Source organism: Neisseria sp. HMSC067H09 (genome assembly GCF_001814135.1).
Classification (GTDB): Bacteria; Pseudomonadota; Gammaproteobacteria; order Burkholderiales; family Neisseriaceae; genus Neisseria.
The window spans coordinates 1-9,223 of record NZ_KV814858.1 but is presented as its reverse complement, the minus strand read 5'-3'; the positions used below and the strand labels follow the sequence as shown (position 1 = coordinate 9,223).

Sequence of the window (9,223 nt, the reverse complement as noted above, 5' to 3'; positions counted from 1 at the left end):
CTTTTCGAGCTTCTTCGGCTTTACGGGCTTCTTCAGCTTTTTGAGCTTCCTCTGCTTTACGAGCTTCTTCGGCTTTTGTATTTTCAATATTGGTATCTGTTGGTTGTGCAGATGGCGTTCCTCCCCCACCTCCGCCACAGGCTGCCAGACTTAGAGCGATAACGGTTACTGCGCTTATTTTTTGTAAAGACATAGATGCTTCCTTTGTAATGGGAGGGTTAATAAGTAAATGCAGGTGTATTGTCAACCAGTCATTTGAAAATATCAAGTAAATAATTTACAAAAACAACAAAACTGTTAAATTTTGCAACAGTCGGCTATTCATAATCCTCGATTATGCATACCGAACAAGACAAAATCGATTTCAGCGAACGCTTGAAAACCGCAATCAGGCTGGCGGGTTTGGATAATCTTTCCAATGCCAGCCTTGCCAACCGCTTTAATCTGCGCCATCCCAATCAATCCGTCAGCACGCAGGCTTTCCACCATTGGTTGGTCGGACGTTCGATTCCGACGCCCGATAAAATCGAAACGCTGGCGAAATGGCTGGATACCAGCGGAGAATGGCTGCGGCACGGACGAATGTTGGAAGAGGGTGGGGCAGTTTCTCCGCAAGAGGCGTTGTTGTTGAAATATTTCCGCGCGCTGTCGCCGGAAAAGCAGGAGGCGTTGATTACTTTGCTTCATAAAGCGGAGGATTGAGTTTTCATTACAAAAAGGTCGTCTGAAAACGGAAATCTCGTTTTCAGACGACCTTTTGCCTTTATCCGTCAAACCGCGGCTGCTTCAGGTTTGGCTTTGTTTTTCTTGAATTTCAACACGGCTTCTTCTTTCGCCGCATCCCAGTCTATCCGAACGAAGCCGCCGTCGGCGAGTTTGCCGAACAGGAGTTCGTCGGCGAGCGGTTTGCGGATTTTTTCCTGAATCAGGCGGTGCATCGGGCGCGCGCCCATTTGCGGGTCGAAACCTTTTTCCGCCAGATATTTGCGCAATGCCGGCGTGAATTCGGCTTCGACTTTTTTGTCGAGGAGCTGGTGTTCGAGCTGGAGCAGGAATTTGTCCACGACTTTGGCGATGACGGGTTCGGATAGGGGCGCAAACGGGATAATCGCGTCCAGGCGGTTGCGGAACTCGGGCGTGAAGAGTTTGTTGATCGCCTGCATTTCGTCGCCGCGTTCGCGCTTGGCGGTAAAGCCGAGGCTGGGGCGGCTGAGGCTTTCCGCGCCTGCGTTGGTGGTCATAATCAGGATGACGTTGCGGAAATCGGCGCTCTTGCCGTTGTTGTCGGTCAGTTTGCCCGCGTCCATGACTTGCAGGAGGACGTTGAAAATGTCGGGATGGGCTTTTTCGATTTCGTCCAAAAGCAACACGCAGTGCGGATGTTTGTTGGCAGCTTCGGTCAAAAGGCCGCCTTGGTCGAAGCCGACGTAGCCCGGCGGCGCGCCGATGAGGCGCGATACGGCGTGGGGCTCCATGTATTCGGACATGTCGAAGCGTTGCAGCGGTACGCCCATCGAGTAGGCAAGCTGTTTGGCGACTTCGGTTTTGCCGACGCCGGTCGGGCCGGAGAAGAGGAAGCTGCCTATGGGTTTGTCGGGCAGGGCGAGACCGGAGCGCGACATTTTGACGGCGGCAACCAGCGCGTCGATGGCGTTTTCCTGACCGTAAACCATGTTTTTCAAATCGCGACCGAGGAATTGCAGCACTTGTTTGTCGTCGTGCGACACGGTTTTTTCGGGAATCCGCGCGACTTTGGCGATGACGGTTTCGATTTGCGCTTTGCCGATGACTTTTTTCTGTTTGGATTTGGGCAAAATCCGTTGCGCCGCGCCTGCTTCGTCCATTACGTCGATGGCTTTGTCGGGCAGGAAACGCTCGTTGATGTAGCGGGCGGAGAGTTCGGCGGCGGCTTCGAGTGCGCCTTGCGTGTAGCGCACTTGGTGGAAACCTTCAAACATCGGTTTCAAGCCGCGCAGGATTTGTACGGTTTCGGCGACGGTGGGCTCGACCACGTCGATTTTTTGGAAGCGGCGGCTTAAGGCGTGGTCTTTGTCGAAAATGGTGCGGTATTCGTCGTAGGTGGTCGCGCCGATGCAGCGCAGCGAGCCTTTCGCCAGCGCGGGTTTGAGCAGGTTGGACGCGTCCATCGTGCCGCCGCTGGTGCTGCCCGCGCCGATGATGGTGTGGATTTCGTCGATGAACAAAATGGCGTGCGGGATTTTTTCGAGCTGTTTCAAGACGGATTTGACCCGCGCTTCAAAGTCGCCGCGGTATTTCGTGCCCGCCAAAAGCGAACCCATATCCAGCGCATATACTTCGGCATCTTTGAGCGCGTCGGGAATGTCGCCGTTGACGATTTGATGCGCCAAGCCTTCCGCCAGCGCGGTTTTGCCCACGCCTGCTTCGCCGACTAAAAGCGGATTGTTTTTGCGGCGGCGGCACAGGATTTGCACCAGCCGTTCCATTTCGTGTTTTCTGCCGATTAAGGGGTCGATGCGGCCGGCTTTGACTTCGGCGTTGAGGTTTACAGTGTAGTCCGACAGCGAGCCGCTTTTCGATTCGACAGGGTCGTCTGAATCATTGTCGGGGTCGTCTGAAAAGCCTTTGTGTTCGTCGTCTTCGGTTGCGCCGTGGGCAATGCAGCGCAAAACTTCAAAACGCGTAACCGATTGCAGCTTGAGGAAATAGACGGCGTGGCTGTCGGTTTCGCTCATCAGCGCCACCAAAACGTCCAAAGGCTCGACCAAGCCTTTGCCTGCGGATTGGGTATGCACCATCGCCCGCTGGATGACGCGCTGGAAGCCGAGCGTGGGCTGGGTTTCGACCGTATCTAAAAGGTGGTCGGGAATCTGCGGGGTATTTTCGGCAACGCTGGCGGCGAGTTGTTCGGACACCACTTTTAAATCCGCGCCGCAGAGCTTGAGGACGTTGGGGACGGAGGCGTCTTCTTCGATTAACACCAAAAGCAGATGCTCGAGGCTGATAAATTCATAATGAGCCTTACGTGCCTCGCGGTAAAGCTGCTGCAAAATCTGTTCCAATTCGGGTGAAAGCATATTAAATCTCCTCGACAATACATTGCAGCGGATGCCCTTCGGCTTTTGCCCGCTGCATGACCTGCTGCTGCTTGGTTTGGGCGATGTCCCGTGTGTAAGTGCCGCACAAGCCTTTGCCTTCGTGATGAACCAACAGCATCACCGCCACCGCCTGCTCCTGTCCGAGCATGAAGATTTCGGTCAGGATTTCGACGACAAATTCCATCGTGGTGTAATCGTCGTTCAGCAAAAATACGCCGTAACGTTTCGGCGGGGCGGTTTTCTGGTCGCTTAAAAGTGTATCGGATTCGTGATGTGTGTTTGGGTTGTTCATAAATATTTGGCTTTGTGGAAGAGGATTTGTTTTCAGACGACCTTGTGGAAGGTTTGATATCAAATGAATCTATAAATATAGTGATTATAAGGTTTATTTCGATTTCTGTTGTATTTTGGTCGGTTTCCGCCATTTTCGCACTTTTTCCCTTGTATGGCTTGACGTTTTGGCTTAACAAATGTAAAAAGACGGTTAAGCAGAAGCCGGCACTCGACCAAGTATATAAAGCTAGGGAGAAACGCTGAACGTTTAAGTTTGCTGTATGCCTTATTTTGCTGATTTTGTTAATTTTTAAGTATAGGAAGTTTCTAATGGCAACCGGTATCGTAAAATGGTTTAACGACGCTAAAGGTTTTGGTTTCATCACTCCTGACGAAGGTGGCGAAGATCTGTTCGCTCACTTCTCAGCGATCAACATGGAAGGTTTCAAAACCCTGAAAGAAGGCCAACGCGTATCTTTCGACGTAACCACCGGCCCTAAAGGCAAACAAGCTGCTAACATTCAGGCTGCTTAATTAAACGTGCGGCTTATGCCGTAGAATAATGGCGGGATTGATTCCCCGCCATTTTTTATTGTCTATGAGAAACGGAATCCATATGGCAGAAGACACGCAAAACGCCGCTTATGAAAACGCCCTGCGGCAGCTGGACGAACTCATCGTGTATCTGCGCAGCAGCAGGGAAGTGAGCTGCGCTGTGGCGGAACAAGAAGACTTGATGCTGATACGGCTCGCCGATTTGAAAATCGATCTGCGGCCGAGTGATGAAAAGGCGATAGCGGATATCGACCGGTTTTACCGCCGCCATTTGGGGGGCAAGTAAAAACAGTTTCAGGTTTTGGGAAATAAAAAATAAAACGGCCCGCCTTGGCGTGCCGTTTATTTTCGAGATTAAGGTTTAAGGTTGCTTGCCAGCAGCCATTCTTGAGCTTTTGTGGCATCATCGAAATATTTGGGGTGTTGGTTGGTCAAGAGGCTGGAGAGACGCGCGCCGAGTTTGATCCAGATGTCGTCTGTAATGACGGCAACCCGACCGAAGTCGTTTTCGTGTTGATTGAGGAATTTTATTTGTTCTACCGCCATATCGATGGTGAAGTCTTTCAGCATGGACAAATCCAAGAGTATGTCGGGCAGGTGGATTTTTTGTTTGCTTTCCAACAGGGCGGATTCGAGTTGGCGGAAGTCGTCCAGCGTAAACTCGTTGTACAACGCTACATTCAAACCATAAGACTGCTCTCGGATGGAAATCATTATGCTCTCCTTGTTTGAGGACGTTAATGTCCGGAAAACCATTTTTTAATCGCAACCGGCCGGATACCGCTCAGTACGCCGCTTGCTACAATAATAATCATACCAAAGGTTTCCTGCCAAGTAACGGTATCTCCTAAAAACATTACGCCTGCCAATGCGGAGAAAACGACAGTCAGGTAGGAGAGTGAAGCGACAGTGAATTTGTTGCCGACTTTATAAGCGCGGGTCATGCAGAGTTGGGCGATGGTCGCGGACAGCCCGATACCTGCCAAGTAGGGTAATGCCTCGGCAGACAAGGGATGCCAGCCGGTCAGCGTTGCCCAAACCGCCGACATGGCGACGCCGGTTACCGACAGGTAAAACACGACCCGCCAGCCCGGTTCGCCAAGCAGTGACAACTCGCGTACCTGCAAATACGCCCAACCCGACATCGCTCCGCCTGCCAAGCCTGCCAATGCGGCAATTTCTTGCCCGCCTTTGAACGAAGGGTTTAGCAGTAGGACGACACCGATGAAGCCGAATACCAATATTGCCTGCGTATAAAATGCAATCCGTTCTTTTAAAATCAAAAATGAGAACACGGCCAAAAAAATCGACGAGGTGTAGCTTAAGGTTACGCCTGTTGCCAGCGGCAGGTGGGTAACGGCATAAAACAGGCACAACATCGCCGCTGTGCCGATGACGCTGCGGTTGAGGTGGATTTTCCAATACCGCGTGGCAAATGTGTCTCCCCGCATTTTCGCTATGGCGGCAAGCATGATGGCTGCAAAACTCATGCGCCAGAAAACCAATTCGCCGCTGCTGAAGCCGAATTTTCCTGCTGCCGCTTTGATGCAGAGGTTCATGACGGTAAAACCGAGTGTGGCGATGATAATCCATGCGGAACCGAGCGGATCCTTAGTCGCGATTTGGTTCATTTTGATATTAACGGATAGTTAGGGTGTTCATTATAATGATGTAGGGGTCTTTGGGGAATAAATATTAAAAAAGGTCGTCTGAAAAGCATATCTTGTTTTCAGACGACCTTTTGACGGATTAAAGAACATAGAAATAAATACAGAGAAACTGCGCTATGCTGCCGCCTAAGACGAATAGGTGCCAGATGCCGTGTCCGTGTTTGATTTTGGTATCATTAACAAACCAATAAATGCCTGCGCTGTATAAAATACCACCCAACGCCAGCCAAAACAGCCCGGCAAAGGGAAGGGTGCGTACCAGTGGCGATACGGCAACTAAAATCAGCCAACCCATAATGACGTAAATCATCATGGAGAGCAGCCGTTTTTCGCTTTTCCTGCCGATAGTCAGTTCTTGAATAATGCCGAAGAGTGCCAAGCCCCAGGATAGGCCGAACAATGACCACCCCCAACCGCCTTTAAGGGGTATCAGCGTAAACGGGGTATAGCTGCCCGCAATCAGCAGGTAAATCATGCAGTGGTCCACTTTTTGCAAAATCGCCTTAATTTTGGGCTGGGGAATGCTGTGGTAAAGTGTGGAGCCAAGATAGAGCAGGATTAGGCAGATGCCGTAGGTGAGTGCGGAGGCAAGTTGGTAGGGCCCGTTTGCCTTGACTGTCATCAGCACTAATGCCGCCACGGCCAGCATCGAGCCTGCCAAATGGCTGTACGCATTGAAGCGTTCACCGTGATACATAAGAGTAGTTCTCATTTCTTTAGATGTAGAAAGTGTACGCGAAAGGCAAAGGCGGGGCTAGGATAAAAGGATAAAGATAAGTTAAGGTCGTCTGAAAAAACAAATCTTGGTTACAGACGGCCTTTTGTTTTTTAAGGCTAGGTTGAATAATGATATTGATATGTTTCAATATAAAATAAAAAACTAAAGCCTTGCTGTATTAACAAGGCTTTAATCAACAACTGGCACGCCCACGGGGAATCGAACCCCGGTTACCGCCGTGAAAGGGCGATGTCCTAACCGCTAGACGATGGGCGCGGATAAATAGATTTTTGGCGCACCCGGAGCGATTCGAACGCCCGACCCTCTGGTTCGTAGCCAGATACTCTATCCAACTGAGCTACGGGTGCGATGTAAGAAAGATTGGGATTATAGGGAGGGGGTGGAATTCTGTCAAGGGTGTTGTTGGAAAATAAACAGGGAAAGTGTAAAATGCGCGGCTATTGGTTGAATTTACAGGAAAATAAAATGGAGAGCGTTTCTCGCTGGCCGTTGTTGCAGAAGGCGTTTGCCCGTTTCGGGAGGCCTGTGGTTGTGGTGGATTTGGAAACTACCGGCGGGAATCTGTATCAAGACAGGGTAACGGAAGTTGCTTTATTGCGTTTCGACGGGCAAAGCGTATGCCGTTATGAATGGCTGGTGAATCCGTGTAAGTCGATTCCTGAATTTGTCGCGCAACTGACGGGTATCAGCAATGAGATGGTGAGAACGGCTCCGTTGTTTGCGGAAATTGCTTTACAGTTGTTGCCGCTTTTACGGGGAGCCGTGGTGGTGGCGCATAACAGCCGTTTCGACTATACCTTCCTGCGCCATGAGTTTCGCCGTGCCGGTATTGATTTTGCTGCGCCTGCTTTGTGTACCGTCCAGTTGTCGCGCCGCCTTTATCCTGAGTTTTACAAACACAATTTGGACAGCATTATCGAACGGAACGCAATTGCAGTGGAAAACCGTCATCGTGCGATGACCGATGTCTTGGCTTTGAGCGATTATTTGGAACACAGCTTGCGCGAAAAGAATACAGAAGATTGGGATAATTACTGCCGGTCTTTGATGAATCCGAAAATGCTGCCAAATTGGGTAACGGATGCTTTGGCAGCGCAGATTTATGCGTTGCCGGACAGCGAAGGTGTGTTGGTCTGGTTTGACGCATTCGGCAAGGCGCAGGCGGTAGTTGCATTGGAGAAGGCGTATAGTGAAACGGCAGAAATGCTGCACGGTAAAAAAGTTCCGCTTTATTTGAAGGCTGCGGCTTCCGTGCGTTTTATTCCTGCGTTGGGCAGTCTGCATTCGGTGTGGCTGAAGGCTCAGGCGATGAGGGAATATGGTATCCGCCCGCCTGAACGAGTCGTTTCCAAGCCTACTGCATTTTCTACTGTTCGTTTTTCTCCCGACGAACACGGTGTATTGCAGGCAAGGATTGTGCCTTTGGATAATGGCAGTCGTGCTGTCCGCCCGTATGGGTTGTTCATCCATAAAAAAGCCGCCAAACGCGCGCTTAATAGTTGGGCGCTGGAAAACAGACTTTGTCCTGATGCCTTGAATATCCTGCCTGTTGCAAATGGAAAAGGTGTGCCGTGTCCTGTACAGGCACTCGGGCAATGCGACGGTGCCTGCCGTACCGAGGATGGGATAGAAGCGCAAAACGGACGTATCCGCGAATTGGCGCATTTGTTGCCCGTTGCAGACTGGGGGAGAGCGCATGAGGTAGAGATTACGGAGACGGACGGCTTATCCGGAAAAAGCATCACTTTGCGTTGTGCCGGTGGGGCGATTGCTATGCCGGACGGCGGCTGGTACTTTGATGACAGTCTGCCCGCGTTGCTGAAAATGAAATTCAGGCGGGAGCGGGAAAGTGTCAAAATTATTGCTTAATGTAATAATGGCGAAAATGGAATAAGCAGGTTTCAGACGACTTCTGATAACCTGCTTATTTTTTAATCAGGTTTGTTTTTCTCTTGGGAATCAATATGAAGTAGGATTTATACACAGCTTGTTTACATCATTGCATGTAGAAATTGTGCATTGTTCCCGTCATTGCACGTTACAATATAGGTCGTCTGAAACCGATTGTATGCCTGATAATGAATACGCCAAAAATTATTTTTTTCGATATTGATGACACGTTATACCGAAAATATACCGATACGCTGCGCCCGTCTGTTGCTAAAGCGATGGAGGCATTGAAAGCGCGGGGTATTTTGACGGCGATTGCGACGGGGAGACCGCCGGTGGCCATTCCGGGTAAGGTGAAAACCCTGATACGCGACAGCGGCATTGATATGCTGGTTACGATTAACGGGCAATACACGACGTTTCACGGAGAGGTGTTGCAGGCTTATCCGATGATTGAAGCCGAAGTGGAGCGGATGTGTACATTTTTTGACAGTCAGTATATTGATTATGCTTTTGTAAATAATGATGAAATTGTCGCATCGGCTGCCGGCGAAAGGGTAAAAGAAGCCTTGTCGCACATCCTGCCTGCTTTTGAAGTGGATAAAGAATATTTCCGCAAACAATCGGTTTATCAGATGCTGGTGTTTGCAGATAAAACCCAGGAGCAGGAGATTATCGGAAAAATCCAATCCGAAGGCTTCAAATCCGTGCGTTGGCACGAGTCTGCGTTGGACATGCTGCGCCGCGAAGGTTCAAAAGCAAGAGGCATTGCACATGCAGTAGAAAAGTTGGGTATAGGCATGGAAGATGTTATGGCTTTTGGCGACAGCTTTAATGATTTGGAAATGCTCTCATCCGTCGGCTTCGGCGTGGCCATGGGAAATGGTGAGGCTGCGGCGAAGGCCGCGGCGAAATTTATTGCTCCGAGTGTAGATGAAGATGGCGTGTACAGGGCTTTGGTGGAATTGGGCGTTATTGACGGATAGAGACCTTTGCAAAATTCCTTTTCCCCCGACAAC

Annotated in this window: 10 protein-coding genes, 2 tRNA genes and 1 pseudogene; 5 read left to right on the top strand and 8 right to left on the bottom strand. The window is 50.2% G+C overall.

Annotation, left to right across the window (positions count from 1 at the left end; genetic code table 11):
* Positions 1-193, bottom strand: a pseudogene (locus HMPREF2954_RS01480) (hypothetical protein); the annotation flags it as partial.
* Positions 194-336: 143 nt separating this feature from the next.
* Here HMPREF2954_RS01480 and HMPREF2954_RS01475 point away from each other — a divergent pair.
* Positions 337-702, top strand: a complete 366-nt coding sequence (locus tag HMPREF2954_RS01475) for a transcriptional regulator (protein ID WP_016687458.1) — start codon at positions 337-339, stop codon at positions 700-702.
* 68 nt (positions 703-770) lie between these two features.
* Here HMPREF2954_RS01475 and clpA read toward each other — a convergent pair whose 3' ends face one another.
* Both clpA and clpS read right to left on the bottom strand, forming a co-directional pair.
* Positions 771-3,056 carry an ATP-dependent Clp protease ATP-binding subunit ClpA gene (gene clpA, locus HMPREF2954_RS01470; RefSeq protein ID WP_045075424.1) on the bottom strand — a complete coding sequence of 762 codons (2,286 nt, stop codon included), beginning with the start codon at positions 3,054-3,056 and terminating at the stop codon, positions 771-773.
* A 1-nt stretch (position 3,057) separates the two neighbouring features.
* Positions 3,058-3,369 (bottom strand): ATP-dependent Clp protease adapter ClpS, encoded by a 312-nt coding sequence (gene clpS / locus HMPREF2954_RS01465; protein WP_003755322.1) that lies wholly within the window; start codon positions 3,367-3,369, stop codon positions 3,058-3,060.
* Positions 3,370-3,680: 311 nt separating this feature from the next.
* Between clpS and HMPREF2954_RS01455 the strand changes: the two genes are divergently transcribed.
* Complete coding sequence (locus HMPREF2954_RS01455; protein ID WP_002217533.1) at positions 3,681-3,884, top strand: cold-shock protein; 204 nt, start codon at positions 3,681-3,683, stop codon at positions 3,882-3,884.
* A gap of 82 nt (positions 3,885-3,966) precedes the next feature.
* On the top strand, positions 3,967-4,191 hold the full coding sequence (locus HMPREF2954_RS01450) for a hypothetical protein (protein ID WP_045075415.1): 225 nt from the start codon (positions 3,967-3,969) through the stop codon (positions 4,189-4,191).
* A gap of 68 nt (positions 4,192-4,259) precedes the next feature.
* On the opposite strand, the gene HMPREF2954_RS01445 is transcribed toward HMPREF2954_RS01450, so the two are convergent.
* The 5 genes from HMPREF2954_RS01445 to HMPREF2954_RS01425 form a co-directional block, all read right to left on the bottom strand.
* On the bottom strand, positions 4,260-4,619 hold the full coding sequence (locus HMPREF2954_RS01445; RefSeq protein ID WP_016687463.1) for a SpoIIAA family protein: 360 nt from the start codon (positions 4,617-4,619) through the stop codon (positions 4,260-4,262).
* 23 nt (positions 4,620-4,642) lie between these two features.
* The gene (locus HMPREF2954_RS01440; protein WP_045075412.1) at positions 4,643-5,536 is read right to left on the bottom strand and encodes a DMT family transporter; all 894 of its coding nucleotides are present in this window, start codon (positions 5,534-5,536) and stop codon (positions 4,643-4,645) included.
* A gap of 118 nt (positions 5,537-5,654) precedes the next feature.
* Positions 5,655-6,272: a PAQR family membrane homeostasis protein TrhA gene (gene trhA, locus HMPREF2954_RS01435; RefSeq protein ID WP_045075409.1), complete on the bottom strand. Its 618-nt coding sequence runs from the start codon at positions 6,270-6,272 to the stop codon at positions 5,655-5,657.
* A 222-nt stretch (positions 6,273-6,494) separates the two neighbouring features.
* Positions 6,495-6,569 (bottom strand) — tRNA-Glu (locus tag HMPREF2954_RS01430).
* Positions 6,570-6,584: 15 nt separating this feature from the next.
* Positions 6,585-6,661: transfer RNA gene (locus HMPREF2954_RS01425), tRNA-Arg, on the bottom strand.
* Between the two features lie 118 nt (positions 6,662-6,779).
* Here HMPREF2954_RS01425 and HMPREF2954_RS01420 point away from each other — a divergent pair.
* The gene (locus HMPREF2954_RS01420) at positions 6,780-8,183 is read left to right on the top strand and encodes a 3'-5' exonuclease family protein (RefSeq protein ID WP_045075407.1); all 1,404 of its coding nucleotides are present in this window, start codon (positions 6,780-6,782) and stop codon (positions 8,181-8,183) included.
* A gap of 209 nt (positions 8,184-8,392) precedes the next feature.
* Positions 8,393-9,190 (top strand): Cof-type HAD-IIB family hydrolase, encoded by a 798-nt coding sequence (locus HMPREF2954_RS01415; RefSeq protein ID WP_045075404.1) that lies wholly within the window; start codon positions 8,393-8,395, stop codon positions 9,188-9,190.
* Positions 9,191-9,223 lie beyond the last annotated feature (33 nt).

Coding starts and splice junctions, on each gene's coding strand:
- HMPREF2954_RS01475 (WP_016687458.1), top strand. CDS start 337: ATGCATACCGAACAAGACAAAATCGATTTCAGCGAACGCTTGAAAACC.
- clpA (WP_045075424.1), bottom strand. CDS start 3,056: ATGCTTTCACCCGAATTGGAACAGATTTTGCAGCAGCTTTACCGCGAG.
- clpS (WP_003755322.1), bottom strand. CDS start 3,369: ATGAACAACCCAAACACACATCACGAATCCGATACACTTTTAAGCGAC.
- HMPREF2954_RS01455 (WP_002217533.1), top strand. CDS start 3,681: ATGGCAACCGGTATCGTAAAATGGTTTAACGACGCTAAAGGTTTTGGT.
- HMPREF2954_RS01450 (WP_045075415.1), top strand. CDS start 3,967: ATGGCAGAAGACACGCAAAACGCCGCTTATGAAAACGCCCTGCGGCAG.
- HMPREF2954_RS01445 (WP_016687463.1), bottom strand. CDS start 4,619: ATGATTTCCATCCGAGAGCAGTCTTATGGTTTGAATGTAGCGTTGTAC.
- HMPREF2954_RS01440 (WP_045075412.1), bottom strand. CDS start 5,536: ATGAACCAAATCGCGACTAAGGATCCGCTCGGTTCCGCATGGATTATC.
- trhA (WP_045075409.1), bottom strand. CDS start 6,272: ATGTATCACGGTGAACGCTTCAATGCGTACAGCCATTTGGCAGGCTCG.
- HMPREF2954_RS01420 (WP_045075407.1), top strand. CDS start 6,780: ATGGAGAGCGTTTCTCGCTGGCCGTTGTTGCAGAAGGCGTTTGCCCGT.
- HMPREF2954_RS01415 (WP_045075404.1), top strand. CDS start 8,393: ATGAATACGCCAAAAATTATTTTTTTCGATATTGATGACACGTTATAC.